Origin of the sequence: Bacillus sp. BS1807G30 (assembly GCF_040047675.1) — a bacterium.
GTDB classification, from domain to species: domain Bacteria; phylum Bacillota; class Bacilli; order Bacillales; family Bacillaceae; genus Bacillus; species Bacillus altitudinis.
The window spans coordinates 2,602,542-2,628,090 of the sequence record NZ_CP157353.1 but is presented as its reverse complement, the minus strand read 5'-3'; the positions used below and the strand labels follow the sequence as shown (position 1 = coordinate 2,628,090).

Below are 25,549 nucleotides of genomic sequence, written 5' to 3'. Positions count from 1 at the left end.
ACGCCTGCTTTTTTTATGCCTTTTTCTTTTCTCGTCGAACAGGCATGAGTGCTTTTTCTACCGTTTGTGCATTTTTTTCTGTAATTTCTGCTCTTCTTGGAATCGGTGGATATAGATCGTCAGGATCTAGCCATGTGGATGGAAGCGGAACAGGCGATTGTTTTTCCCATGCCCGAATCCATTCCTGAGGAAGTGCATCTGGTGGTGTGATGCCTTTCATCTCAAGCCAAATGCGGCTCCATGCTCTTGGGACGACACGCCAAATATCATAGCCGCCTCCGCCCACAGCGATCCATTTTCCATCACAATATTGATGCGCCAGCTCATGGGCAATTCTAGGAATTTCCTCATATATTTTCATGGTAGCAGATAAATGCGTCAAAGGGTCATAATAGTGGGCATCTGCTCCATTTTGCGTCAAAATGACATCTGGTTTAAAAAAAGCAGCAATCTCTGTCACTGCTGTTCGATAGGCTTCTAAAAATGATTCGTCTTCTGTAAATGCGTCAAGCGGGATATTATATGCATAGCCATAGCCTTTATCATGACCCCTTTCCTGTACTTGTCCAGTTCCAGGGAACAAATAGCGCCCTGTTTCATGAATAGAAACAGTACATACCTCTGGATCATCATAGAAGCTAAACTGGACACCATCGCCATGATGAGCATCTGTATCAATATATAAAATTCTAGCGCCATATGTCTTTTGAATGTACTGAATGGCCACAGAGCTGTCATTATAAATACAAAAGCCAGAAGCACGCCCTTTAAATCCATGGTGAAGCCCGCCGCCAAGATTGAGCGCATGCTGCGAATGCCCAAGCATCACTTGATCAACCGCTGTTAATGTCCCGCCAACTAGGAGAGAAGCTGCCTCATGCATCCCTGCAAACATCGGGGTATCCTCAGTGCCAAGACCATAACGTTCCCCCTCTGCGGTGGACAGTTTTCCTTCACTTGCCCGCTGTACTGCTTGAATGTAGTCTGCTGTATGGACAAGCTTTAACTCCTCCAGCGTCGCCATACGAGGTGCGACAATCTCATCATCCGTTAATGCCTTCATTTTTTGAAGAAGATCATAAGTTAAGTAGACGCGAAGCTGATTGAAGGGATGATCTTGGTGAAACTGGTACGTTTGAAAAGATGGTGAAAAAACAAAGGTCGCTTCCTTCATTTGATCGTCTGCTCCATAGGCCAGAGCACTTTATAGCCTTTTGCACGAATCAGCTTCATCACATGATCTGCATGCATCGTTTGAAGGCGGAAGACGAGCACTTTAGAGGCTTCATTGGCATGTGGGTACACGAGTACACTCAGCATTTGAATATGCTGCTCTTTTAAAATGGCCGTAATGTCTGCAAGACCCTCTGTCACTTGCGCTACTTCAACCTCTAAATGTGATCCAGGCTGATCTGCACCAGTTAGTCTTACAAACGTACGTAGTAAATCTGTCTTTGTGATGATCCCTACAAGCTTACTGCGTCTCACAACGGGAAGACAGCCAATTCCGTGTTCAAAAAAGACACTTGAAATCTCCTCAACGAAATCAAGCGGATGAGCGGTAATCGTCTCTAGCACCATGATGTCTTCAACCGGCCGCTGAATAAAAAGCTGCCTTTTCTCTGTTTCAAAAATACTTGGACTGGCATTTTTAATATCCCGATCTGTCACCATCCCAATGACAGATCCCTGCTCAGATACGATGGGAATATGCCGAATGTGATGTGCCCTCATTTTTTGAATGGCTTCTTCAATCGTATCGGTTTTTCGCAGCGTGATCACATCACGCTCCATAATTTGTTCAATCATCATGTTTACCAATCCCCTTTGCCAAAAAAACGAATTGAACGTTAATACATAAAGCGCTGATGGAAGCGAAGACGATCAAAACGCTCGATTGAATCTGGACTCACATGTTTTCCGATCCGTGCCATTAAACAATTGGCTGGATGTGAGCTGATCTCTGGCTCATCTGTTGCAAACCAGACCAGACCGCCGGCGTTCATCATTTTCTCCATCATTTTGCGGTACTCCCACACGTTTTTCTTTGTCCCTTTTAAATCCCAATGCCAGTAATATTCGGTTGTAATGATAATGTAATTCTCCATTTGCTCATCCATCATGCTCACATCCAGTAAATGCTTGCCAAGTGAGCAGCCTCTGAATGGAGGAGCGACTTCAATGGCACCGAGCTCAATTAAATTGTCCATGTTGCCTTCTGACCAGCGTTCAAGCGGATCAGGGTACAAATACGTGACATAGCCTACGACAAGCTCATCCACCCTAGCAATGATAATACGTCCTTCAGGAAGATCTGCTATTTCAACAAGTGCTTGTTTCTGTTCCTCAGGCGTGCGAAATGCTGTTAGTCCTTCATGAAACGTATATTTCGCCAGCTCTGATGCAGGTACCGGGCCTTCAATCAGGATGGTGCCTGTTTCTCTCTCAATTGTTTTTGAATAATAAGTTTTAGGATGCTCCACGTATCCACCGCCTCAAATTCTAGTGAGTCGTCTCTATTCTATCTTAAATCTTGCAATAATTAAAACGGTTTCATCAGAAGTTTTTTAAAAATTGAGAAAAAAAGTCATCTATACTATAATGGTCATTGTAAACGTATGCAAAGGGGGACTGTTTGATGAAAGTGGAAACGCTACCATCAGTAAAAGGGGACTATCATTTAAATGATTATGAGCAAGCATACAAAGAATTTTCATGGGAGGAAGCGAGAAAAAATTTCTCTTGGTATGAAACAGGAAAAGTAAATGCAGCTTATGAAGCGATTGACAGACATGCGGACTCGTTTCGTAAAAACAAGGTGGCGCTTCACTACAAAGATTCACAGCGGGATGAAAAGTATACGTTCAGGGATATGAAAATCAAGACAAACAAAGCAGGAAATCTATTAAGAGAACAGGCACATGTGCAAAAAGGGGATCGCGTGTTTATCTTTATGCCAAGATCACCTGAGCTCTATTTTCTACTGCTTGGTGCTGTCAAAATTGGTGCGATCGTCGGTCCGTTATTTGAGGCATTTATGGAAGGTGCCGTCAAAGATCGTTTAGAAAATAGTGAGGCAAAAGTGATTGTGACAACGCCTGATCTGCTTGAGCGGATTCCGTTTGCAGAACTTCCAAAGCTTGAATCCGTCATCATTGTCGGTGGTGAAAAGGAAGATGCAGGTGGTGTGCGGACGATTCACTTTGAAGAAGCATTTGAGCAGGCAGCGAAGGAGCTTGAAATCGAGTGGATGGATGAAAAAGATGGATACCTGCTTCATTACACGTCAGGGTCCACTGGTACGCCAAAAGGTGTGCTCCATGTTCATGGGGCAATGGTGCAGCAAGGCCAGACGGGTAAATGGGTACTTGATTTGAAAGAAGAAGATGTCTACTGGTGTACAGCTGATCCAGGCTGGGTAACAGGGACGGTGTACGGTATTTTTTCTCCGTGGTTGAATGGAGCGACGAATGTGATTTTAGGCGGCCGGTTCAACCCTGATACGTGGTACGAAACCATTGAATCGCTTGGTGTGACCGTTTGGTACAGTGCACCGACAGCCTTCAGAATGCTGATGGGAGCAGGAGACGATCTCATTCAAAAATATGATCTCCGCTCACTCCGTCATGTGTTAAGTGTAGGAGAGCCACTTAATCCAGAAGTGATCCGCTGGGGAGACGCTGTATTCGGTAAACGAATTCATGACACTTGGTGGATGACAGAAACAGGTGCACAGCTGATTTGTAACTATCCATGCATGGATATCAAACCAGGTTCGATGGGGAAACCAATTCCAGGCGTTGAAGCTGCGATTGTGGATAATGCCGGAAATGAACTTCCGCCATACCGGATGGGGAACCTTGCCATCAAAAAAGGCTGGCCGTCTATGATGCATACGATCTGGAACAATCCTGAAAAATATGAATCTTACTTTATGCCGGGAGATTGGTATGTTTCAGGAGATTCAGCTTATATGGATGAAGACGGATACTTCTGGTTCCAGGGACGTGTCGACGATGTCATTATGACGTCAGGAGAGCGGGTCGGTCCATTTGAGGTAGAAAGTAAACTGGTGGAACATCCGGCCATTGCAGAGGCTGGTGTCATCGGAAAACCAGATCCTGTGCGCGGTGAAATTATTAAAGCCTTCATTGCGCTTAGAAGCGGATACGAACCGACAGATGAGCTGAAAGAAGAGATTCGTACGTTCGTGAAAAAAGGACTCGCTGCACATGCAGCACCGAGAGAAATTGAGTTTAAAGACAAACTGCCAAAAACACGCAGCGGTAAAATTATGAGACGTGTGCTAAAAGCGTGGGAACTGAATTTACCTGCTGGCGATCTCTCGACAATGGAAGATTAATCACTTCCGTCAGTTGACTTGATATCAAAAGTATGTTAAAAATGACTTTAGTTGAATATGAAAAGGTTTTGACTGAGATTCAGTAGAATCATCTTTCCCTGTCCAAGAGAGCTGACGGCTGGTGCGAGTCAGTACAAAGAGATATTCGAATTACCCTCACGAACCGCTTTTACGAAAAGGAGCATATGCTATCTGATTAGTGAAAGAACGGATCTGTCCGTTATCAGTGTAAGTGAAAAGACGTGTTGTTTTGTCTTTTAAGCAGGGTGGTACCGCGATATATATCGTCCCTTCGTTCATTCGAAGGGGCGTTTTTTATGTTGAATTGTAAAAAAAGGAGATTTGGATATGAGTCAATTGATGGAAGAATTATCGTTCAGAGGATTAATTCAGCAACAAACAGATGAAGAAGGTTTAACAAAATTATTAGCAGAAGAAAAAATCAAGCTATACTCCGGCTTTGATCCAACAGCTGACAGCTTGCACATTGGTCACTTACTGCCAATTTTAACATTGCGCAGATTCCAAGAAGCAGGTCATCATCCGATTGCACTTGTTGGCGGCGCAACTGGACTGATTGGTGACCCAAGTTTCAAAAAAGCAGAACGTTCACTAAACCCAGCAGAAATCGTCGAACAGTGGTCAGAGAAAATCAAAGGCCAGCTCTCTCAATTCCTTGATTTTGAAGCAGGTGACAACCCAGCTGTCATCGTGAATAACTATGACTGGATCAGTCAAATGAATGTCATCACGTTCCTTCGTGATATTGGAAAGAACTTCGGTGTCAACTTCATGCTCGCAAAAGATATCGTCAGCTCCCGTATTGAAACAGGGATTTCGTACACAGAATTCAGCTACGTGATTCTGCAATCGTTAGACTTCTTGAACCTTTACAGAAATGAAAATTGTAAGCTGCAAATCGGCGGAAGTGACCAGTGGGGAAATATCACATCTGGGCTTGAGTTAATCCGTAAGTCTGAAGCAGAAGGGGCTAAAGCATTCGGTCTTACAATGCCGCTTGTCACAAAAGCAGACGGCACGAAGTTTGGGAAAACAGAAGGCGGTGCCATCTGGTTAGATAAAGAAAAAACATCACCATATGAATTCTACCAATTCTGGATCAACACAGATGACCGTGATGTCGTGAAATACTTAAAATACTTTACGTTCCTATCAAAAGAAGAGATCGCATCGTACGAAGAAAAAGTGCAAACAGCCCCTGAAAAACGTGAAGCACAGCGCCGTTTGGCAGAAGAAGTCACAACACTTGTGCATGGCCGTGAATCACTAGAACAGGCTGTCAACATCTCAAATGCGCTATTTAAAGGCGAGATCAAATCTCTTACAGCAGAAGAAGTGAAAGTAGGCTTTAAAGATGTGCCATCAATGGAGAAAGACAGTGCAGAAGAATTAACACTTGTTGATGTTCTTGTCGAATCAAAACTGTCTCCATCAAAACGTCAAGCGCGTGAAGATATCACAAACGGTGCCGTCTACATCAACGGAGAGAGACAAACCGACAAAGACTATGTCCTTTCAGCTGAAGACCGAATTGAAAACCAATTTACGGTCTTAAGAAGAGGGAAAAAGAAATACTTCCTTGTAACGTATAAATAAATAGCAAGTATCATTGAAGTGCACCTCAAATGTTCGTATGTGGGGTGCTTTTCTTTTTTTAGAAGCAGGAATGACGATGAATGCTGCTTCAAGTACAAGCGCCTGTTAAAAAAGAGGCCAACTATTTTGCAGGGCCTCATTGATTTGCTTCTTTTTAAAGGAGTGAATGTTTGTTTGTGTAATCATGTTCCACCTTACAAATTCGGGTTGTATAGGATTCGTACCAATCTGTTTTTCCCTTTTTTTGAACACGCTGATGCGCTGTATGTTCTTTCCATTCTTTAATTGCTGCTAATGAATCCCAATACGATACAGTGATCCCAACACCATGCTCATCTCGTACACTCTCAATTCCAAGAAACCCGTCTAGGTCTTTCGCTAATTGTTCCATTCTTTGAGCAGCAGCAGCGTATTCTTTCTGCTCAACATTCGTTCGTTTTGATGTGAAAATGACTGCATAGTAAGGTGGTGCAGGTGTTTGAGTAAATAGCATCTAGTAGAACCTCCTTTTGTCTATTCACATTATATATGAAAGATAGAGAGGCCCGTAGTCTTTTTGTTTTAATTTCAAAAAGACCATGGTGCTTTTTCATTAGGTATTGTGCTGTAAAATCATCTGATAAATATTACCTTGTTCACTTTTCTGTCATATTTTTCTTGTTTAAAATAGAGACGTATCAGAAAATTAAGGGGGAATGAACATGATCGTTTTAAAGAAAAGGAGTTTGCAAATTCTGATTGCACTTGCATTAGTGGTTGGTTCAATGGCTTTCGTCCAGCCGAAAGAGGCCAAAGCGGCTGCGCATAATCCGGTTGTGATGGTACACGGCATGGGCGGTGCGTCTTATAACTTTGCTTCGATCAAACGATACTTGGTATCACAGGGATGGGATCAAAACCAGCTTTTTGCAATCGATTTCATAGACAAAACAGGTAATAACCTGAACAATGGCCCGCGTCTCTCGAGATTCGTCAAAGATGTACTAGCCAAAACGGGTGCCAAAAAAGTAGATATTGTGGCTCATAGTATGGGCGGTGCGAACACGTTATACTATATTAAAAACCTAGACGGCGGAGATAAAATTGAAAATGTCGTCACACTTGGTGGAGCCAACGGGCTCGTTTCACTCAGAGCATTACCAGGCACCGATCCAAATCAAAAAATTCTTTACACATCTGTCTATAGCTCAGCCGATCTCATTGTCGTCAACAGCCTCTCTCGCTTAATTGGCGCAAGAAACGTCCTCATCCACGGCGTTGGACATATCGGTCTATTAACCTCAAGCCAAGTCAAAGGTTATGTGAAAGAAGGATTGAATGGCGGAGGACAGAATACGAACTAAAAAATGAAAAAGACAGCGATTTGTGCTGTCTTTTTTGATGTCATGGTTATATGGGAGCTGCTAGATGTTGGAGAAGATTTTTAGGAGGATAAAAGATGACGCAAAAACTCAAATATGTTTTCTTAGGCTACTTTCTCTATTTCCCATGTTCATTTCTGATCATCTATATGATCTGGATGGCAATCGTCAAATCAGTGCGATGGGCAGAAGTCATATCTAATTGTACATCCATCATTGGTATCTATTACTTAATAGCCAGTGTGTGGTTTGTCTTTTTACTGCAAAAACAGACAAAACATCGTACATAGCCAAATAAAAACATGTACAAATCAACCACCATTCCTTACACTACATATAATGAACGAGACTCTTTGGAGGTGGGGATTTGTGCAACATCATCAAAAGGCTTTGATTATGGTCGATGTACAGAAAGCATTCGAGCACGAAAAATGGGGAGAACGGAATAACCTAGATGCAGAGAAGAATATCAGTCGTCTATTGACGTTTTGGAGAGAAAAAGGCTGGACAGTCATTCATATTCAGCATACATCGGATCAGCCGCACTCCTTATTTCATCCAGCAAATGAAGGGCACTCCTTCAAAGAGATCGCTAAACCGCTAGATGAAGAAACGGTCATACAAAAGAAAGTCAACAGCAGCTTTATAGGTACAAACTTAGAGGAACAACTAAGATCAAACGAGATCGACACTGTTGTGATCGCTGGACTCACAACACCGCACTGCGTATCTACCACAACAAGAATGAGTGGAAACCTAGGCTTTGATACATACCTCATTTCGGATGCGACAGCCGCCTTTGGACTCGCAGATCAAACCGGTACATATTATGACCCAGAAACGATCCATCGCCTCTCACTCGCTACATTGCATGATGAATTTGCGACTGTCCTGACAACAGAGCAGCTGATCACAAATTGGGCAAGCAAAAGCTCCTAGAATCATCTCTAGGAGCTTTTTGCTTGTTCATCCAGCGGCTGTTTTCGTTGTTCAATACTTGAGTAGATGAGATCAATTCCAATAAATAAGAAGCTGACAAAGAAAGATAAAATGAGTGTGCCGTGCTCCCAAATGGAGATATTGACTATGTTCATATTAAGGACAAACTTAATTGAGAAATGCACAACGATCCATGAGAGTAGAAATTCAAAGATAAACGTGAACCATTGAGGGAATCTTAGCAAAGTGGAAATTCCTTTACCAATGAATACTAAAAAGATCGACCAAAAAAGAACAATCCCACTGACGAATAGACAGAAGGTCAATAATGAAAGAAATGATGCATAGGTAATATATTCTCCAAAAAGAAAATTCACTCCTAATGAAACAACATAAAGTACAGAACTTGGAATGATGATGACAAAACTAATCGAAAAAAAGATGAGTAAAATGAGGAGAATTTCAGCGATAGCTCCAGGCGCTTCATCGACAACTTTTGTCTTTCTCAAAATCGCATAGATAATAATTGAAATGAGCATAAGTGCTAACATAAATGAAATAATCGACAAATTGCTATCCTCCTTAACGTTCCTTACATTATTGTTTTAAGTTGTGAGTTATCCAGTAAATGTAATTGTAAGAGGAAAACGAAAAAGAGTAAAGAGTAATCGGTGTTCTAATTTTCTTGTGTGTAAATTTGTAGCTAGAGAGTATCGTACAAAAGACCAAACAAAAAACCCTAGAAATCCTTGAACAATCAAGGTCTCTAGGGTTTGTTTGATCACTCTCTGAGAGAGCAATGAAATTAACGAGAGTAGAACTCAACGATTAATTGTTCGCTGATTTCAGGTGCTAATTCAGAACGCTCTGGAAGACGAGTGAAAGTTCCTTCAAGCTTTTCAGCATCGAAAGTAAGGTATTCAGGTACGAAGTTGTTCACTTCAACTGATTCTTTCACAACTGCAAGGTTTTGAGATTTCTCACGAAGAGCAATCGTTTGACCTGGTTTCACAGAGAAAGATGGGATGTCTACACGGCTTCCATCAACAAGGATGTGACCATGGTTTACTAGCTGACGAGCTTGGCGGCGCGTACGAGCAAGGCCAAGACGGTATACTAGGTTGTCAAGGCGAGTTTCAAGAAGGATCATGAAGTTTTCACCTTGTTTACCAGGAAGTTTAGCAGCTCTGTCAAAAAGAGTACGGAATTGACGTTCGTTGACACCGTACATGTGACGAAGCTTTTGCTTCTCTTGTAATTGTAAACCGTATTCAGATAGTTTTTTGCGTTGTCCTGGACCATGTGGGCCTGGAGCGTAAGGGCGTTTTTCAAGTTCCTTACCTGTTCCGCTTAATGAAATGCCTAAACGGCGGGAAATCTTCCAACTTGGACCTGTATAGCGAGCCATAATGTGACTCCTCCTTATTGTTTTTATTTGTGAAAAATAAAAACCGTCTGTTCTTTGTCTTTTCCGTCATTATGTTTTCATGCATCCTCGCTCCAGCAGCAGGGAGTTACAAGATGCACCTCCATATAGAAGGAACAAAATGATACAAAAAAGCCGAACAAAAAGGCTGCCATATTTCACACAAACTCTATTATATGACGCCAGATAGGAGAAGTCAACCTATTTAAAGAGGAGAATGTCAAACGTGGTCGGCATTCATCCGGGAAGAAAGCAAAATAAAAAAGCAGACACATTGTCTGCTTTTCAAGCATCATGACGCATCAGTAGAGGCTGATAACGCATTTTGGACAACCTCTGTAAATTGAACTAAGTACGTTTCATCTATTTCATTGAAACGATCTTTCACTGGACTGTCAATATCGAGTACCCCAATGATTTGTCCATTTACTTTAAGTGGGATCACAATTTCAGACTGCGATGCGGCATCACATGCAATATGACCAGGGAATGCATGGACATCAGCGATACGCTGTACATCACCTGTCGCAAATGCTGTACCGCAAACCCCTTTTCCAGAAGGAATGCGTACACATGCGGGTAGTCCGTTGAATGGACCAAGCACAAGCTCTCCGCCTTTTGCTAAATAAAATCCTGCCCAATTGACCTCAGGAAGCGAGTGATAAAGTAGCGCCGCAGCATTGGCTAGGTTGGCAATGAGATCAGGTTCACCATCCGTAATCGCTTCTACTTGCTTGATGAGTAATTGATAGTCTTTCGATGGATCGCCAGACTGTTTTTCGACATGAAACATGAAAATCTCCTACTTTCTATCTCAAAAATACATAACTTGCGCTTCGCATGTGGGATTTGTCGAGCAATGATTAAAGGAACTTCCGCCTTCACCTTGAAGTATGTACACATGAAGAGGGGTGAGCGGATGAAAACATCAACAACTGTGCAAACAAAAGACCGTATTATTGAAGCTGCCATCAGACTTTTTAACCAAAAAGGATTTTCTGGAACCTCTGTCCGTGAGATTGCGAAGGAAGCAAACGTCAACGTTGCCCATATATCTTATTACTTTCAAGGAAAAGGAGGGCTACTCGAGCAGCTCGTATCCGATTTTTATGAAGGGTATATTCAAATGATTGAATCGCACATCCAGCACATGGAAACCCGTCATGCAAAAGAATGTTTACTTCATGTGGTTTTTGATATTTTATCTTATCAGCATGAAAACCGTCAATTAACCCGTTTCGTTTATCGAGAGGTGACCATTGATTCAACGCTGATCAGGGAAATCATGTCCACCTATTTAACAAAGGAAAAATACTTGTTTCAGCTCATCATTGAAAAAGGAAAAAGCACCCATGTGATTTGTAAGCAGCTGTCACTCTCATCATTTATGATCCAGCTAAAATCACTTCTGATGATGCCATATTTGCAGCCGCAATATTTAACAGAGGTGCTTTATATCAACCCAAACGAGCCTTACTTTTATCAAACGTACTATAAGGAACTGAGCCGGTCGCTTCATCATTTATTAGAACCAAATGAACCCGCACTTGATTTTCACCTGAAACTCATGATGTCTTCAAATTGATCATACGCATACCCGAGATCTTCCGCTTGATGGGCATCAGACCCGAATATGAGCGGAATTTTTTTCTGTTTTGCAAAATCAATCATCCATTGATCTAAATAGATACTTCTGGCATATGTTTTACGAAGACCTGATGTATTAAAATCTAAGGACATGCCTTTTTTTGCCGTTTCTTCAAGACAAAGGGTAACCCTTTGACATAGTTCTGGCGACATTTCGTATGGAAAAAGCTGTTTGAATTTCTGGACAAGGGTGATATGGCCGATTCTCTTTGGCTTATATGGACCTAAAGATGATAGAATAGAAGAATGAATTTGGTCATAGTAGCTTTGGTAGACGTGTTCGATGCTGCCATAGATGCTGATCAGCTGCTCGAAAGCATGCTCATCAAAATCAAGACAAATATAATCATTGCCAGCAGGAAGAAAGTGAACAGATAAAATGCTATCGTCTAGTTCAGGGCCGTAGCAGTCTAAAAAGGCACTTGTTTCCTCTTCATACTCTTTGATATAGTCGACCTCAAGCCCAGTTTTTACTATTAACTGTCCTTTATATTCCTGTTTCAGCTGATCCAGCTTCGTCAAATAGGCTTCAAGGTCTTGAAGCTTCATGGCACTATCCTGCTCAGGCGTTGGATCTCGAAACGAAGGAGGCAGCGGGGCATGCTCGGTAAAGGTGATGGAATCAAATCCCTTTTTCATTGCTTTTTCAATATAAGAATGAAAAGGATCAAGCGTACCGTGCGGGCAAAATGGCGTATGTAAATGTGCATCTTGTTTCAACATGTCGTCACCTCTTGTCGATATTTTGAAAAACGTCATGTTTATCAGCGAAAATAATGAAAAATCATGACCAAAAATGCTGGTTACATGGTATCATAATAACAATGAAAACGACAGCTTCCGCATACATAAAAACAGGTCACATCAATACATGTGATCAAATGATAGAAAGCCTGAATGACTTTCTTGAAAAAACATACATAAAACGGTGAATGGATCGTATTGGCAAAAATACAATCCTGCTTATAAAAAACAAATGCAAAGCGGACACGAAAGGGTTCTCAGGTCTACTCGGGACACTACCCTGACATCACTTAGATCACAACAAGGGGGCTCATTATGGAGTTTATCATCGGTTTAATTGTCATTTTGCTTGCTTTGTTTTCAGTCGGTTATTTCCTCAGAAAAAATATATATAAAGAGATTGACCGATTGGAAGCATGGAAAATTGAAATTTTAAACAGATCAATTGTAGAAGAAATTTCAAAAATCAAACATTTAAAAATGACCGGAGAAACAGAGCAGTTTTTTGAAAGATGGCGTGCAGAGTGGGACGATATCGTCACAGCCCATCTTCCAAAGGTAGAGGAGCTATTATATGATGCAGAGGAGTATTCTGATAAATATCGATTCTCCAAAGCGAAGCAAGTTCTTGCACATATAGGAGATCTGCTCACCGCTGCTGATTCAAACATCGAAGACATTTTAAAAGAGATTGCAGACCTTGTCACAAGTGAAGAGCAAAACCGAAAAGACATCGAGAAGGTCAAAGAGCAATATCAAACGGTACGAAAAAATCTGCTTGCTTACAGCCATTTATATGGCACCCTTTATGACAAAATGGAGCAAGACTTGGACGAGGCCTGGGAAGGGATCAAGCAGTATGAAGAAGAGACAGAAAACGGAAACTACATGACAGCAAGGAAAATTTTGCTTGAGCAAGACCGCAGACTCGATCAGCTGCAATTATATATCAATGATGTACCGAAGCTCATCGCAGACTGCAAGCAAACTGTGCCAGGTCAGCTGACGAAGCTGAAAGACGGTTATAAAGAAATGACAGACAAAGGCTACAAACTAGAGCACATCCAGATCACAAAAGAGCTGGAGAACTTGAATAAACAGCTGACCCGGGCGGAGAAGCTACTGATTGATGAACTCAACTTAGATGAAGCATCAAGCATTCTGCAAATGATTGATGATGCGATTCAGACGCTGTATGATCAGCTGGAAGCAGAAGTAGAAGCAGGTCAGGAAATCAAGAGCAAAATGCCTGAGCTGACCGAAGCATTTGAAAAACTTGAACAAGACCACACGCAGACAAAGGCAGAAACGGCTCTTGTGAAACAAAGCTACAAGCTGACAGCGGGAGAGCTGGATCAGCAGAAAGCCTTCGAAAAGCGATTAGAAGAAATTGAAAAGCTCATGAAGCAAATACGAGAGAAACTTGATCGTGACCATGTCGCATACACATTATTAATGGATGAAATCAATCAGCTTGAGACCTTTATTGAGGATGCCAAAACGCTTCATGAAGCGTTTAAAGATCACCTTCAATCGTTACGAAAAGAAGAATTACAAGCAAGAGAAACATTGGCTGAACTTAAAACTATGCTGACAGATACAGTGCGCCAGCTGCACAAAAGCAACATTCCAGGTGTACCTGCTGACATCAAAGAACGTGCTGAAAAAGCGCAGGAGATGATTCAGCAAGTGCAGGAGCAGCTAGAAAATTTGCCGCTGAATATGCCAGCAGTGAACCAGCAATTAAAAGAAGCCTCTGAAACAGTCAGACATGTCGTTGATGAAACACATGACATGCTTCGTAAAGTGGATCAAATTGAACGGATTATACAATACGGCAACCGGTTTAGAAGTCAAAACCACATTCTTTCAGAGCAATTAAAAGAGGCAGAACGAAGATTTTATGCCTATGATTATAACGATTCATTTGAAGTGGCAGCAGCAGCTGTCGAAAAAGCATCACCTGGAGCCGTTCAGAAGCTTTTAACTCAGCAAGAAAAAGAATATCAGCATCAATAAAAAAAGCTGAAGTCCATTTTAGGACTTCAGCTTTTTCCATGTTATGAAGCTTGCTTTTGACGTTCTTCTGAAGCAGAAGAAGTGAAAAGAGAGATCACAAATCCAATCACGACTCCGAGTATGGCAGGCATAATCCAGCCAATGCCAAGGTCATATAGCGGCAAGGTCTTTTGAAAGAGATCTTTCACAGGACCAATCGGCAGTTTCGCCGCTGCTAAGCCGTCAAACAGACTGACGCAGCCAGTTAAAATCAAAGTAAGGATATACACAGGTCTTCTATGACCAAGCCATTTGTCAGCAAGTGATAAAACAATAATCACAATCGCTAACGGGTAAATCGCAGTTAAAACAGGTACTGAAAAAGCGATAATATGAGCAAGTCCAAAATTTGAAATGATAAAACTGAATAATGTCACGAGTGTCACAACTGTTTTATAAGAAAGTTTAGGTAGTAATTTTGAGAAATACTCTCCGCACGATGTCACAAGACCGATGCTTGTTGTTAAACAGGCAACCGTAATCGCCGCGCCTAACACAATATTACCTAAACTGCCAAAAAGAAATTGCGAAGACTGAGCCAAGATCTTACTGCCATCTCCAACAAAACCAATGGCGTGTGTACTTGAAGCGCCTAAATAAGCAAGTGATAGATAAACAAATGTTAATCCGCAAGCTGCAATTAGACCTGCTTTGATACAAGCAGATGTCAGCGCCTTTTTACTTGTCACGCCGCGTCCTTTAATGGCGTTGATGACAACAACTCCAAACACAATAGATGCAAGAGCGTCCATGGTTTTATAGCCTTCTAAAAACCCTTTGAAAAATGATCCATTGCTATAGGACACATCAGGTGTGCCAATGACGCCCATCGGTGTCAAAATGGCTTTGACGATAATAATCAAAATGATCGTAAATTTAATCGGTGTTAACACTTTCCCTACACGATCCACAATTTTCGTTGGATTTAGCGCAAGATAATACGTAATACCAAAAAAGGCCAGTGTAAATAAAAAAAGTGAGAGCCAAGATGGTACACCAGCTAAAAAGGGTAGTGCACCAATTTCATATGAAACCGTTCCTGTACGAGGAATAGCGAAAAGTGGCCCGATAGATAAATATAAAATGACGGTAAACGCTGTACCAAAAGCTGGGTGAGCTTTATCAGCTAATCCTTTTGCATCTCGACCTGTCAAAGCGATTGCAATAATCCCTAGAAGAGGTAAACCGACACCTGTTAATAAAAATCCGCCCATTGCTTTCCACACATTTTGCCCAGCATATTGCCCAAGCTCTGGTGGATAAATCATATTACCGGCGCCGAAGAATAGAGCAAACAGCATAAAACCTATGATAACCGTATCTTTCGTCGACAAAGTTGCCTTCATTGCATTTAAAGCCTCCATTATTATGTTGAAATATTCTGTTAATTAGTTGCTAGGTAACCGTTCATCATTAACAATCACTAATTATAAAGGATGTACGCCTGATGTCAACATGTGTTTTCGTACAAAAGTCATGAATTTTTCTATTTTAGTATATGAAGAACAATAAAAAAACATCCCCTTCTTCTTTGGAAGGGGATGTTTTGATTTGCGATGATTATGAGGCAAGTTGCTTTGGTGGGCTGGTAAACATGGAAATAAGTACACCAATCACAGCACCGATAATAGCTGGTATGATCCAGCCAATGCCTAAATCGTAAAACGGAACAATTGATTTCAAGATGCCAGGCAAGCCGCCTAGATTCACTTCTGCGGCTAATAATCCATCAATAATGGCAAAGAAACCAGTAAAGATGAGAGAAGTGATATAAATGATTCTTCTGCCATTAATCCAGCGATCAAGGAATGACAATAAAATAATCACAATGGCTAGTGGATAGATGGTCACAAGAACTGGAACGGATAGTGAGATGATCTGTGCGAGTCCAAGGTTTGCAACCAGTGTACTAAATAAAGAGACGATCAGAACGACTGTGCGATAAGACAGGCTAGGGAAGAGCTTTGAAAAATATTCTCCACAAGATGAAATAAGTCCAACACTAGTCGTTAAACAAGCGAATAAAATGGCTGCGCCAAGAACAATGTTACCAGCAGAACCGAATAAAAAGTTGGCAGAAAGTGAAAGTAGTTTTCCTCCTTCATTTGCTCCAACCATTCCCGTGGCATCGGGGCTTGAAGCACCCACATAAGCGAGTGAAATGTACACGAGTGCCAGTCCAACAGCTGCTACGAGTCCTGCCTTAATACAAGCTGCTGCAAGAGATTTTCGCTCTGTGATGCCTCTGTCCTTAACAGCTGTCACCACGACGATTCCAAATACGATAGAAGCAAGTGCATCCATTGTTTTATAGCCTTCTAAAAATCCAGTGAAAAGCGGATTTGCCTCATATGTTTTATCTGGAGCACCGATCATTCCCATTGGCGTAGCAATGGCTTTAATGACAATAATAGCAATAACAGTTAATAAGATCGGTGTCAAAATTTTACCAATACGATCAACCAGCTTTGAAGGATTTAACGCAAGCAAGTATGAAATAGTGAAAAACACTACGGTAAAGATGAATAGTGGTACCCATGAAGTGGCTTGGGCACCTGAGAGAAATGGAGCTAATCCTATCTCATACGAAACCGTACCAGTTCGCGGAATGGCGAAAAATGGTCCAATGGATAAATACAGAATCACGGTGAAGATAGTCCCGAATTTAGGGTGTGCTTTATCGGCAAGGCCTTTGGCTCCGGTACCAGTAAGGGCGACAGCAATAACCCCTAATAGTGGAAGACCTACGCCTGTAAGTAGGAATCCGCCGATGGCAAGCCATACGTTTTCACCAGCATATTGTCCAAGAACAGGCGGGAAAATCATATTTCCTGCGCCAAAGAATAATGCAAAAAGCATTAGTCCAATAGCCAATGTTTCTTTTATACTTAAACTATTTTTCAAAATAGTCCCTCCTCAATCAGTGTATTGTGTCAAATTTAAATATTCTGACAATTTAGGTGTTTATATGACAATTGCACTATGGATGATATAGTGAAAATGAAAAGTTGTCAACTGCCATTTTCAGAAAATTCTCTGTCTGACTTCATTATGGTAACATATAAATGCATTTATTTTTTAAGTTTTTTTGTAAGGAGTTTAAGATATGATTTATCTTGATAATAGTGCCACAACAAAGCCTTATCCAGAGGTTTTACAAGTACATCAGCAAGTGAGTGAGCGTTTTTTTGGGAATCCGTCTTCGCTGCATCAACTTGGAATTGATGCGAGCCGTCTATTAAGTGAAACGCGAAAACAAATCCTTCACTATACAGGCTTTACACAATATGAGATTATTTTTACTTCAGGTGCAACAGAAGCAAATAACATTGCCATCAAAGGGGCTGCTCTTGCCAAGATGAACCGAGGCAGACATATTGTCACAACAGCGATTGAGCATCCATCTGTCATCGAATCGTTTGAACAGCTGAAAACATTATTTGGCTTTGATATTTCCTATATTCAAGTAAATGAGCATGGCCGTGCAGATATGACGCATTTAAAAGAAGTGCTTCGCCCTGATACAGTGCTTGTCAGTCTCATGCATGTAAACAATGAAACAGGCGCGATTCAGCCGATAGAGGAAGCGGCAAGCATCATTCGGAAGTATGCCAAAGAGGCGATTTTTCATGTCGACGGCGTACAAGGAATTGGCAAGGTTCCGCTGCCTAAAGAGATGGATATTGATCTTTTAACGATGTCAGGCCACAAGATTCATGGCCTGAAGGGAACAGGTGCCCTCTTTTTAAAGAAAGAGATCGTGCTTGCCCCTTTTATCACAGGAGGAGAGCAGGAATTTGGCCTTCGCTCAGGGACTGAGAACCCTGCTGGAGCTGTCAGCTTAGCAAAAGCCATAAAGCAATCATTTGAACATTTAAACAAGCATCATGATGAGATGGTCGCTTTAAAAACAGAGCTAGAGCAGCAGCTTGGAAAGATAGAAGGCGTCGTCATAAACACACCGCTGACGCATAGCGCACCGCACATTGTGAATTTTTCAGTGCCAGGTATTCAAATCGAAGTCCTTCTGCATATGCTCGAAAAAGAAGGCATTTACGTTTCGACAACGTCTGCTTGTTCTGCTAAGAAAAAGGAACCAAGCCGTGTCCTGCTGGCGATGGGGAAATCAGAAGATGCAGCCAAAAGCAGCATGAGAATCAGTTTGACATATGGACAAGGACCAGAGCTAGCGCCACAAATCATCACATCGATCGCACAAAGTGTGAAAAAATTAAAAGGAATGAGATAACAACATGAAGTATGACCATATTTTAGTCCGTTTTGGTGAGATTTCAACAAAAGGGAAAAATAGAAAGAAATTTATCGAAAAACTAAGACAGCATATCCGGTTTGTATTAAAAGACTTTGAAGCATTAAAGTATGCATCTGACAGAGACCGCATTACGATCATGCTAAACGGAGAAGACCCTGAACCGATTTCAGAACAGCTTAAAGGTGTATTTGGCATTCAAAGCTTTAGCCTGGCTGTAAAATGTGAGACAAATCTTGATGCTATCAAAGAAGCGGCACTCTCAGCGGTTCAGGAAGTGTATGAACAAGGAAATACATTTAAGGTCTCAACGAAACGCTCTTATAAACAATTTGAGCTTGATTCAAATGAAATGAACCGAGAAATTGGTGGACATGTTCTAAGGAATACAGACAACTTAACCGTTAATGTGAAACAGCCAGATGTTCACTTGCGAATTGAAATAAGAGAACACGCGACGTACATTACATTTAAAGATGTAAAAGGTGCAGGCGGACTGCCAGTTGGTTCAAGCGGAAGAGCGATGTTGATGCTCTCTGGCGGCTTTGACAGCCCAGTGGCCGGCTATCAGGCAATGAAACGAGGCATTCAAATTGAAGCTGTTCATTTCTTTAGCCCGCCTTATACAAGTGAACGTGCCAAGCAAAAGGTCATTGATCTAGCGGAATGCTTAGCTGCTTATGGAGGCGAAGTCAAGCTTCACATCGTTCCTTTTACAAAAATTCAAGAGCTCATTCACAAACAAGTACCAGAAAACTATACGATGACTTCAACGAGAAGAATGATGCTCAAAATTGCAGATAAAATAAGAGCCAAGCGTGATGCGCTTGCCATTATTACAGGTGAAAGCCTTGGTCAAGTGGCAAGTCAGACACTTGAAAGCATGTATGCCATTAATCATGTCACAAACACACCGATCATTCGCCCGCTGATTGCCGTGGATAAGAATGACATTATCGAAGAAGCGAGACGAATTGGCACATATGAGACAAGCATTCAGCCATTTGAGGATTGCTGCACGATCTTTACGCCGCCATCTCCAAAAACAAAACCAAAACTTGAAAAAGTAGAACGCTACGAAAGCTTTGCTGAATTCGAGCCAATGCTTGATGAGGCAGTGGAGCAGATCGAAACAATCGTTGTCACAAATGAAAAGAAAGCAGCTGACAAATTCGCTGATTTATTCTAAATAAAAAATTTCATAATAATTACCATAAAATCAATCGCATGAAGTCATGTGTTTCTACACATTCTATATTCACAAGGAGGTGAGAACACATGGCTCAACAAAACAGACAAAGCAGTTCTAATCAATTAGTCGTTCCAGGCGCTGCACAAGCGATCGACCAAATGAAGTACGAAATCGCTTCAGAATTTGGCGTAAACCTTGGACCAGAAACAACAGCTCGCGCTAACGGATCAGTTGGTGGAGAAATCACTAAGCGTCTTGTATCTTACGCTCAACAACATATGGGTGGCGGATCTTTCTAAGACACACAATTAAAAAGCTATGGCTTATGAGCGGGTTCATTCCCGCTCTTTTCTTTTTGTACATATAAATTGTTAGAATATTTTTAAAAAAGAAGACGAAATGAAAAAATTATGGCATAATACTAGGAGTAGGTCCTAATTCAAGCATTTTTCAGTTATGAGTGTTAGAATAGGTAAATTGAAACATGATTCGTTTCATAGAAAGAGGCTAAAAGGAGCTGTACCATGAAAAGAGAAGACTTAATTGCACCAGAACAATATAACTTAGTCAGTGAGATTGAAGCGTTCAGTCATGACCAGAAGAAAATCGCCCTGCACTGGCAGGACGGGAATGGCCATGAAGCGCATGTGACATATGCAGCATTAGTAGAAGAGGCGAATAAAATTGGTCATGTTCTATTAAATGCAGGCTTTAAAAAAGGCGATAAAATCATTGTGATGGTGCCGCGTATGCTAGAGGCATACAGCATTTATTTAGCCATTTTAAAAACAGGAATGGTTGTAATTCCTTGTTCAGAAATGCTTCGCGCTAAAGATATAGATTACCGAATTGAGCATGCAGAAGCAAAAGGAGCAATTGTTTACGCATCATTCATTCAATCATTCGACGGAACCAATCAGCCAAAAGATTTTAAAACATTCTCGATTGGTGAGAATGATCATGGCTGGACAAATATTGTTGCGCAAAAGGAAGAGCAATCAAGCGAGTTAAAAATGGCAGAAACAACACGTACGGACATGGCGTTTCTATCTTATACATCAGGCACAACAGGTAATCCAAAAGGGGTTGTTCATACACATGGCTGGGCGTATGCACATTTACGTACTGCGGCCAAAGCATGGCTCTCCATTAATGAAGGGGATAAAGTATGGGCAACAGCAGGACCAGGCTGGCAAAAATGGGTGTGGAGTCCTCTCTTATCTGTTTTAGGAAGCGGAGCAGAAGGTTTTGTTTATGGAGGGAAATTTAATCCGAATACGTACTTAGAGCTGCTTCAAAAAAATGAAATCAATGTTTTATGTTGTACACCAACAGAATATCGTTTTATGGCAAAAGTGGATGACCTCAGTCAGTACGAGCTGCCGAAATTGCATAGTGCTGTTTCTGCGGGAGAGCCGCTTAACCGTGAAGTCATCGATACGTTCAAAAAACATTTCGATATCGAAGTGCGAGATGGTTACGGGCAAACAGAAAGCACGCTGCTAGTTGGGGTGCTGAAAGGAATGGACATCAAGCCGGGCAGTATGGGCAAACCAACACCTGGCAATGAAGTAGAGATCATTGATGAGAATGGCCAGATCTGTGCTCCAGGAGAAATAGGTGACATTGCCGTTCATCTTGAAACGCCGGCTTTATTCAAGGAATACTACAAAGATGCAGAGCGTACAAAGGCGCAGCGCCGAGGGGATTACTTTATTACCGGTGACCGTGCGAAAAAAGATGAGGACGGGTATTTTTGGTTTGAAAGCCGCAGGGATGACATCATTGTCAGCTCAGGTTATACAATTGGTCCATTTGAAGTTGAAGATGCACTGATTAAACACCCAGCAGTGAAAGAATGTGCGGTCGTGGCAAGTCCAGATGAAATCAGAGGATCAATCGTGAAAGCATACGTCGTCCTGCGTGATGCATCTACACAAAGCGATGAGCTGATTAAAGAACTGCAAACACACGTGAAAAATACAACAGCACCGTACAAATATCCAAGAGAAATCGAATTCATTGACGAGCTACCAAAAACTCCGTCAGCGAAAATTCGACGTGTCGAGCTGAGAGAAAGAGAGCTTGCACGAAAATCATCATAACAGTAGAAACAATAAGCGTCTGGATGGAAAATCATCCAGCGCTTTTTTTATTGGACAAATCAATTATGTAAAATTCGTTCATGATGTTTTATGTTAAAATGTGTAAGGATGACTTGAAAAGGAGAATGTTCTGAAAATGTCGATTGCGATAATTCATGGGATTGTGCTTGCCTTTGGTCTTATTTTACCTTTGGGCGCGCAAAATGTATTTGTATTTCAGCAAGGAGCCCTTCAGCCTCGATTATATCGTGTACTGCCTGTGGTCATTACAGCTGCTCTCTGCGACACACTTTTAATTACTTTAGCTATCATTGGGGTTTCGGTTGTTGTACTCACCATTCCTATCTTGCAAATAGGTCTTTTTATCATTGGATTTTTCTTTTTACTTTATATGGGGTGGTCAGTTTGGAACACGAGCTCTGCATCAGGTAATCAAGAAAAGGTGGACTTGATGCCTGTGAGAAAACAAATCGTATTTGCCTGTTCCGTTTCACTATTAAATCCTCACGCGATTCTCGATACGATTGGCGTGATTGGAACGAACTCCCTTCAATATCATGGGGCGGAAAAAATGGCATTTACCGCAGCCTGTATGATTGTCTCGTGGTTATGGTTTATTGGTCTTGCCCTTCTTGGGAAAATGTTAGGGAAGCTAGATACAAACGGCAAGTGGATGAACCGTATCAATAAAGCCTCAGCCGTCATGATCTGGCTGGTTGCATTATATATCGCCTATCAGCTTATTGCATAAAGGATACATAGAGCAAAAGAGACGTGATGCATGAAAATGAGTGCTGAACATGTCATGGGAAAAAAGCGTTGGATGGAAAACATCTGGCGCTTTTTTATTTCTACTATCTCGGGCGAAGCTTCAGTTACATCCTGTTCATTTTTATCAGACATGCTGACGATTTAATTACCTGGAGGAAATGATCAGAATAGGATCTATGCTACATTATAAAAATGTAATTTAGAGGTTTTAAATGGCTCATAAAGAACAGCGTAAAGGGGCAGTGCTTGCTGTCTTTGATACATTGATGTTTGGTGTACCAGTTTTGCTGTGGAATTTATATAAGAATACGAATAAAACATTGAAGCTGATGATCCCGCTTATCCCAATAGTAGGTTTGATCACTTATCTTTTAGCATCTCTTCACTAACGTTTTCTCAAATGATCTGCATGAGCGATACGCTCATGCTTTTTTCATTGGCTCATTTTTTGAAAATGGTTTGATTTAACAGACGGAGGGCTTGTACGATATCATCCATTTGATTCCGGTCAGAGGGAGAAAGGCTGTCTATGAGCATGGATTCAATTTGTTGAAATGCTTTGTCCATACACTCGCGGCCTTTTTTAGACAGCATAATGACATGTTTTCGCTTATCTTCTTTATCTTCTTGTCTATCGATGAATTGTTTTTCTTGAAGCTTTTTCAATTCTCTGCTGACATTTGGAAGAGACATGTGCTGACAATCGGCAATTTCACTAGGTGTTAGCGGCTCACTGACGGCTAGCTGCTCTAGAATCAAATATTGTAGGGTGGTTAGATCAGATGGTTTCACCTTGTTCATCATGGCGTGTTTTAGCTCAGAAAAAGTAGAAGCAAATGCGACGAACTCTTTGAAAAAATACGGGTATTTCATCATTTTTCACCTCCTACATACCATATCAAATTTGTTATCAAAAAACAATTATCATTTGACAACTAAATGAGAGAGGTGTATGCTGTTGGTTATCAAATGATAACTAAAGGAGCCAAGCCATGAATGTACTCATTATTTATACTCACCCTCATCACAATAGTTTAAATGGTGCTTTTTTAAAAGAAATCCTTAAAGGCAGTGAAGGAAATCCAAACGTACAAGAAGTGAAAATCATTGATTTATACCAAGACAAATTTGATCCTGTACTTATTTTTAACGAAGAGAAAAAAAGACGTGACATGCATAAGGACCCTGAGATTCAAGAATATCAAGAGAAGATCAAATGGGCAGACAACATCGTGTTTGTTTATCCGATTTGGTGGGGGCGGCCGCCAGCCATGCTACTTGGTTTTATTGATCGAATGTTTGCAGCGAATTTTGCTTACCGTCAAACAGGCGGGCTGCTTCCAGAAGGTTTGTTAAAAGGAAAGAGGGCTGTATGTGTATCGACAATGCAAGGACCGACCCACTACCCTTTCTTCTTTTTGCAAAATGCCCATAAGATGTTAATGAAACGAGCTCTTTTGCAATATGTCGGAATTAAACCGGTGAAGTTCTTTAAATTTGGCATGATGGAAAGTCCAAAAGGGAAGCACGACGCTAAATTAAAACGAATTTACAACTATTTTCGGAATATCAGCTCATAAAACCACATTCCTTGAGTCACTTTTCTTCTAATTTGAACCTGTTATGTCTTAAAATGACAGAGAGAGTGAGTGACTCATTCTCTTTATTTGAAAAGGGGGATATGGATGAAGAAAACATTGTTTAAAGATGCGGCTCTTATCACACTTGATCCATCTTTAGGTTTTCTGGAGAAGGGAGATCTATTAATTGAAGGGGCACATATTTTAGAAGTCGGACCTTCGATTGAAGCAAGTGGTGCTGATGTTGTTGATGCGTCTGACATGGTCATCATGCCAGGGCTTGTGGATACACATCGTCATGTGTGGCAGTCTGTCATACGGGGGATCGGAACAGATTGGTCTTTGCAAACGTATTTGAGCAAAATTTATTATGGCAACTATGGGGCGATGAGACGTCCGTCAGATGATCGAATTGCTAATTATTTAGGCGCATTAGAGGCATTAGATGCAGGAGTGACCACGTTTTTCGACTGGACGATGATCAATTCTATGGATCATACAGAAGAACTCATTGGAGGTTTAAAAGATGCGGGTATTCGAGCGGTCTTTGGTTTTGGTACCTCTGGAGATGCAGCATATTGGGACAGAGAAAGTACGCTCACGAATATGGAAGACGCAGCCCGCGTGAAACAAAAACATTTTCAATCATCGGATCAGCTGTTGACGATGGGACTTGCCATTCGTGGACCTGAATTTTCTTCATGGGAGACGACCGTCTTTGAAATTGAAACAGCGAGATCACTAGATGCATTATGCAGTATGCACATTGGCTTTGGAAATTGGGGAGCGGCGGATCGATCGATTGAACGGCTTCATCAAGCAGGGCTGCTCGGGCCTGATTTGAATATGGTGCATATCAATGCAATTGATGCAGATCAAATGAAGATGTTAGCTGACAGCGGAAGCTCCATCTCGATTACACCTGAGATTGAAATGATGATGGGACACGGATATCCTGTCACAGGGCTCGCCATTGAAAATGGCGTTCTGCCAACGCTTGGTGTAGATGTGGTGACAGCGACAGGAGGAGATTTATTTGCCCAAATGAAATTCGGACTACAGGCGGAGCGGGCGATTCAAAATCAATCTTTATTGATGGAAGGGACGATGCCGGGACCTGAACTTGGATTGTCTGCTCAGCAAATGCTTGAAGCAGCCACAATAAACGGGGCTCGTGCCTTGAAGCTTGATGACAAAATCGGCTCACTCACACCTGGAAAAGAAGCTGATTTTATCTTGATCGATCGGACAAGCATGAATCTTCTTCCGATGACAGATCCAGCTGGGGCAGTTGTTCAAACGGCACACCCTTCAAATGTTGATTCTGTCTATGTGGCTGGAAAAGCAGTGAAACAAAATGGGAAGCTGGTTGGAGTGAACTTAGAAGAGGTCAAACAAAAAGCTTATGCGGCAAGAGATCACATTTTATCGCATCAGTTTGAATCAACAAAATGAATGAAGCACAATATCCCCATA

At 41.5% G+C, this 25,549-nt stretch carries 26 protein-coding genes and 1 other annotated feature; of the genes, 15 read left to right on the top strand and 11 right to left on the bottom strand.

The window, feature by feature from the left end; all coding sequences use genetic code 11:
* Positions 1 to 13 precede the first annotated feature (13 nt).
* The 3 genes from ABG082_RS13495 to ABG082_RS13485 are packed head-to-tail and all read right to left on the bottom strand — an operon-like array spanning position 14 to position 2,483.
* A complete protein-coding gene (locus tag ABG082_RS13495; protein ID WP_024718705.1) occupies positions 14 to 1,174 on the bottom strand; it encodes an acetoin utilization protein AcuC in 1,161 nt (386 codons plus the stop codon).
* Positions 1,171 to 1,812: a CBS and ACT domain-containing protein gene (locus ABG082_RS13490; RefSeq protein WP_272511800.1), complete on the bottom strand. Its 642-nt coding sequence runs from the start codon at positions 1,810 to 1,812 to the stop codon at positions 1,171 to 1,173. Before ABG082_RS13490 ends, ABG082_RS13495 begins: the two co-directional genes overlap by 4 nt.
* A gap of 38 nt (positions 1,813 to 1,850) precedes the next feature.
* Entirely contained in the window at positions 1,851 to 2,483 is a 633-nt protein-coding gene (locus tag ABG082_RS13485; RefSeq protein WP_272511799.1) for a GNAT family N-acetyltransferase, read from the bottom strand.
* 155 nt (positions 2,484 to 2,638) lie between these two features.
* Between ABG082_RS13485 and acsA the strand changes: the two genes are divergently transcribed.
* Together acsA and tyrS are read left to right on the top strand one after the other, a co-directional pair.
* On the top strand, positions 2,639 to 4,363 hold the full coding sequence (gene acsA, locus ABG082_RS13480) for an acetate--CoA ligase (RefSeq protein ID WP_272511798.1): 1,725 nt from the start codon (positions 2,639 to 2,641) through the stop codon (positions 4,361 to 4,363).
* A 59-nt stretch (positions 4,364 to 4,422) separates the two neighbouring features.
* Positions 4,423 to 4,658, top strand: a binding site (T-box leader).
* A gap of 53 nt (positions 4,659 to 4,711) precedes the next feature.
* Positions 4,712 to 5,980: a tyrosine--tRNA ligase gene (gene tyrS / locus ABG082_RS13475; RefSeq protein ID WP_098680626.1), complete on the top strand. Its 1,269-nt coding sequence runs from the start codon at positions 4,712 to 4,714 to the stop codon at positions 5,978 to 5,980.
* Between the two features lie 154 nt (positions 5,981 to 6,134).
* Here tyrS and ABG082_RS13470 read toward each other — a convergent pair whose 3' ends face one another.
* A complete protein-coding gene (locus ABG082_RS13470) occupies positions 6,135 to 6,473 on the bottom strand; it encodes an antibiotic biosynthesis monooxygenase (protein WP_046344233.1) in 339 nt (112 codons plus the stop codon).
* 208 nt (positions 6,474 to 6,681) lie between these two features.
* Between ABG082_RS13470 and ABG082_RS13465 the strand changes: the two genes are divergently transcribed.
* The 3 genes from ABG082_RS13465 (at position 6,682) to ABG082_RS13455 (ending at position 8,280) form a co-directional block, all read left to right on the top strand.
* Entirely contained in the window at positions 6,682 to 7,323 is a 642-nt protein-coding gene (locus ABG082_RS13465; RefSeq protein ID WP_250026743.1) for a triacylglycerol lipase, read from the top strand.
* Positions 7,324 to 7,418: 95 nt separating this feature from the next.
* Positions 7,419 to 7,631 carry a hypothetical protein gene (locus ABG082_RS13460; protein WP_272511795.1) on the top strand — a complete coding sequence of 71 codons (213 nt, stop codon included), beginning with the start codon at positions 7,419 to 7,421 and terminating at the stop codon, positions 7,629 to 7,631.
* Between the two features lie 49 nt (positions 7,632 to 7,680).
* Positions 7,681 to 8,280: a cysteine hydrolase family protein gene (locus ABG082_RS13455; protein ID WP_108611315.1), complete on the top strand. Its 600-nt coding sequence runs from the start codon at positions 7,681 to 7,683 to the stop codon at positions 8,278 to 8,280.
* Between the two features lie 8 nt (positions 8,281 to 8,288).
* On the opposite strand, the gene ABG082_RS13450 is transcribed toward ABG082_RS13455, so the two are convergent.
* From ABG082_RS13450 to ABG082_RS13440, 3 genes are all read right to left on the bottom strand, one after another.
* Entirely contained in the window at positions 8,289 to 8,849 is a 561-nt protein-coding gene (locus ABG082_RS13450) for a hypothetical protein (protein ID WP_342494248.1), read from the bottom strand.
* Positions 8,850 to 9,085: 236 nt separating this feature from the next.
* The gene (gene rpsD, locus ABG082_RS13445) at positions 9,086 to 9,688 is read right to left on the bottom strand and encodes a 30S ribosomal protein S4 (protein ID WP_007501777.1); all 603 of its coding nucleotides are present in this window, start codon (positions 9,686 to 9,688) and stop codon (positions 9,086 to 9,088) included.
* A 310-nt stretch (positions 9,689 to 9,998) separates the two neighbouring features.
* Positions 9,999 to 10,499: a GAF domain-containing protein gene (locus ABG082_RS13440; protein WP_046344223.1), complete on the bottom strand. Its 501-nt coding sequence runs from the start codon at positions 10,497 to 10,499 to the stop codon at positions 9,999 to 10,001.
* Positions 10,500 to 10,625: 126 nt separating this feature from the next.
* On the opposite strand from ABG082_RS13440, the gene refZ reads away from it, so the two are divergent.
* Positions 10,626 to 11,291 (top strand): forespore capture DNA-binding protein RefZ, encoded by a 666-nt coding sequence (gene refZ, locus ABG082_RS13435; protein WP_058213922.1) that lies wholly within the window; start codon positions 10,626 to 10,628, stop codon positions 11,289 to 11,291.
* Here refZ and hisJ read toward each other — a convergent pair.
* Positions 11,261 to 12,076 carry a histidinol-phosphatase HisJ gene (gene hisJ, locus ABG082_RS13430; protein ID WP_348936184.1) on the bottom strand — a complete coding sequence of 272 codons (816 nt, stop codon included), beginning with the start codon at positions 12,074 to 12,076 and terminating at the stop codon, positions 11,261 to 11,263. The genes refZ and hisJ overlap by 31 nt on opposite strands.
* A gap of 336 nt (positions 12,077 to 12,412) precedes the next feature.
* On the opposite strand from hisJ, the gene ezrA reads away from it, so the two are divergent.
* Positions 12,413 to 14,116, top strand: a complete 1,704-nt coding sequence (gene ezrA, locus ABG082_RS13425; RefSeq protein WP_348936183.1) for a septation ring formation regulator EzrA — start codon at positions 12,413 to 12,415, stop codon at positions 14,114 to 14,116.
* A gap of 41 nt (positions 14,117 to 14,157) precedes the next feature.
* Here the strand turns inward: ezrA and brnQ (ABG082_RS13420) are convergent, their stop codons facing one another.
* Both brnQ (ABG082_RS13420) and brnQ (ABG082_RS13415) read right to left on the bottom strand, forming a co-directional pair.
* Positions 14,158 to 15,501: a branched-chain amino acid transport system II carrier protein gene (brnQ, locus tag ABG082_RS13420; RefSeq protein ID WP_348936182.1), complete on the bottom strand. Its 1,344-nt coding sequence runs from the start codon at positions 15,499 to 15,501 to the stop codon at positions 14,158 to 14,160.
* A gap of 214 nt (positions 15,502 to 15,715) precedes the next feature.
* On the bottom strand, positions 15,716 to 17,059 hold the full coding sequence (gene brnQ, locus ABG082_RS13415) for a branched-chain amino acid transport system II carrier protein (RefSeq protein ID WP_048001837.1): 1,344 nt from the start codon (positions 17,057 to 17,059) through the stop codon (positions 15,716 to 15,718).
* A gap of 202 nt (positions 17,060 to 17,261) precedes the next feature.
* Here brnQ (ABG082_RS13415) and ABG082_RS13410 point away from each other — a divergent pair, with 202 nt between their 5' ends.
* From ABG082_RS13410 to ABG082_RS13385, 6 genes are all read left to right on the top strand, one after another.
* On the top strand, positions 17,262 to 18,404 hold the full coding sequence (locus tag ABG082_RS13410; RefSeq protein ID WP_348936181.1) for a cysteine desulfurase family protein: 1,143 nt from the start codon (positions 17,262 to 17,264) through the stop codon (positions 18,402 to 18,404).
* A 4-nt stretch (positions 18,405 to 18,408) separates the two neighbouring features.
* Positions 18,409 to 19,614, top strand: coding sequence for a tRNA uracil 4-sulfurtransferase ThiI (gene thiI, locus ABG082_RS13405; protein ID WP_007501769.1), 1,206 nt, complete (start codon positions 18,409 to 18,411; stop codon positions 19,612 to 19,614).
* A gap of 89 nt (positions 19,615 to 19,703) precedes the next feature.
* Positions 19,704 to 19,916, top strand: coding sequence for an alpha/beta-type small acid-soluble spore protein (locus ABG082_RS13400; RefSeq protein ID WP_003216385.1), 213 nt, complete (start codon positions 19,704 to 19,706; stop codon positions 19,914 to 19,916).
* 225 nt (positions 19,917 to 20,141) lie between these two features.
* Positions 20,142 to 21,722 (top strand): acyl--CoA ligase, encoded by a 1,581-nt coding sequence (locus ABG082_RS13395; RefSeq protein WP_348936180.1) that lies wholly within the window; start codon positions 20,142 to 20,144, stop codon positions 21,720 to 21,722.
* Positions 21,723 to 21,858: 136 nt separating this feature from the next.
* The gene (locus ABG082_RS13390; RefSeq protein WP_348936179.1) at positions 21,859 to 22,473 is read left to right on the top strand and encodes a LysE/ArgO family amino acid transporter; all 615 of its coding nucleotides are present in this window, start codon (positions 21,859 to 21,861) and stop codon (positions 22,471 to 22,473) included.
* Positions 22,474 to 22,705: 232 nt separating this feature from the next.
* Positions 22,706 to 22,882, top strand: coding sequence for a hypothetical protein (locus tag ABG082_RS13385; RefSeq protein ID WP_348936178.1), 177 nt, complete (start codon positions 22,706 to 22,708; stop codon positions 22,880 to 22,882).
* 52 nt (positions 22,883 to 22,934) lie between these two features.
* On the opposite strand, the gene ABG082_RS13380 is transcribed toward ABG082_RS13385, so the two are convergent.
* Positions 22,935 to 23,369, bottom strand: a complete 435-nt coding sequence (locus ABG082_RS13380) for a MarR family transcriptional regulator (RefSeq protein ID WP_272511785.1) — start codon at positions 23,367 to 23,369, stop codon at positions 22,935 to 22,937.
* Positions 23,370 to 23,485: 116 nt separating this feature from the next.
* Between ABG082_RS13380 and ABG082_RS13375 the strand changes: the two genes are divergently transcribed.
* Together ABG082_RS13375 and ABG082_RS13370 are read left to right on the top strand one after the other, a co-directional pair.
* Positions 23,486 to 24,073, top strand: coding sequence for an NAD(P)H-dependent oxidoreductase (locus ABG082_RS13375; RefSeq protein ID WP_348936177.1), 588 nt, complete (start codon positions 23,486 to 23,488; stop codon positions 24,071 to 24,073).
* A 105-nt stretch (positions 24,074 to 24,178) separates the two neighbouring features.
* Positions 24,179 to 25,528 carry an amidohydrolase family protein gene (locus tag ABG082_RS13370; RefSeq protein WP_272511783.1) on the top strand — a complete coding sequence of 450 codons (1,350 nt, stop codon included), beginning with the start codon at positions 24,179 to 24,181 and terminating at the stop codon, positions 25,526 to 25,528.
* The last annotated feature ends 21 nt before the right edge of the window (positions 25,529 to 25,549 follow it).

Coding starts and splice junctions, on each gene's coding strand:
- thiI (WP_007501769.1), top strand. CDS start 18,409: ATGAAGTATGACCATATTTTAGTCCGTTTTGGTGAGATTTCAACAAAA.
- ABG082_RS13410 (WP_348936181.1), top strand. CDS start 17,262: ATGATTTATCTTGATAATAGTGCCACAACAAAGCCTTATCCAGAGGTT.
- ABG082_RS13375 (WP_348936177.1), top strand. CDS start 23,486: ATGAATGTACTCATTATTTATACTCACCCTCATCACAATAGTTTAAAT.
- ezrA (WP_348936183.1), top strand. CDS start 12,413: ATGGAGTTTATCATCGGTTTAATTGTCATTTTGCTTGCTTTGTTTTCA.
- ABG082_RS13380 (WP_272511785.1), bottom strand. CDS start 23,369: ATGATGAAATACCCGTATTTTTTCAAAGAGTTCGTCGCATTTGCTTCT.
- ABG082_RS13370 (WP_272511783.1), top strand. CDS start 24,179: ATGAAGAAAACATTGTTTAAAGATGCGGCTCTTATCACACTTGATCCA.
- ABG082_RS13390 (WP_348936179.1), top strand. CDS start 21,859: ATGTCGATTGCGATAATTCATGGGATTGTGCTTGCCTTTGGTCTTATT.
- ABG082_RS13465 (WP_250026743.1), top strand. CDS start 6,682: ATGATCGTTTTAAAGAAAAGGAGTTTGCAAATTCTGATTGCACTTGCA.
- ABG082_RS13395 (WP_348936180.1), top strand. CDS start 20,142: ATGAAAAGAGAAGACTTAATTGCACCAGAACAATATAACTTAGTCAGT.
- ABG082_RS13455 (WP_108611315.1), top strand. CDS start 7,681: ATGAACGAGACTCTTTGGAGGTGGGGATTTGTGCAACATCATCAAAAG.
- ABG082_RS13440 (WP_046344223.1), bottom strand. CDS start 10,499: ATGTTTCATGTCGAAAAACAGTCTGGCGATCCATCGAAAGACTATCAA.
- acsA (WP_272511798.1), top strand. CDS start 2,639: ATGAAAGTGGAAACGCTACCATCAGTAAAAGGGGACTATCATTTAAAT.
- brnQ (WP_348936182.1), bottom strand. CDS start 15,501: ATGAAGGCAACTTTGTCGACGAAAGATACGGTTATCATAGGTTTTATG.
- ABG082_RS13385 (WP_348936178.1), top strand. CDS start 22,706: ATGGCTCATAAAGAACAGCGTAAAGGGGCAGTGCTTGCTGTCTTTGAT.
- hisJ (WP_348936184.1), bottom strand. CDS start 12,076: ATGTTGAAACAAGATGCACATTTACATACGCCATTTTGCCCGCACGGT.
- tyrS (WP_098680626.1), top strand. CDS start 4,712: ATGAGTCAATTGATGGAAGAATTATCGTTCAGAGGATTAATTCAGCAA.
- ABG082_RS13495 (WP_024718705.1), bottom strand. CDS start 1,174: ATGAAGGAAGCGACCTTTGTTTTTTCACCATCTTTTCAAACGTACCAG.
- ABG082_RS13460 (WP_272511795.1), top strand. CDS start 7,419: ATGACGCAAAAACTCAAATATGTTTTCTTAGGCTACTTTCTCTATTTC.
- ABG082_RS13470 (WP_046344233.1), bottom strand. CDS start 6,473: ATGCTATTTACTCAAACACCTGCACCACCTTACTATGCAGTCATTTTC.
- rpsD (WP_007501777.1), bottom strand. CDS start 9,688: ATGGCTCGCTATACAGGTCCAAGTTGGAAGATTTCCCGCCGTTTAGGC.
- refZ (WP_058213922.1), top strand. CDS start 10,626: ATGAAAACATCAACAACTGTGCAAACAAAAGACCGTATTATTGAAGCT.
- ABG082_RS13490 (WP_272511800.1), bottom strand. CDS start 1,812: ATGATGATTGAACAAATTATGGAGCGTGATGTGATCACGCTGCGAAAA.
- ABG082_RS13400 (WP_003216385.1), top strand. CDS start 19,704: ATGGCTCAACAAAACAGACAAAGCAGTTCTAATCAATTAGTCGTTCCA.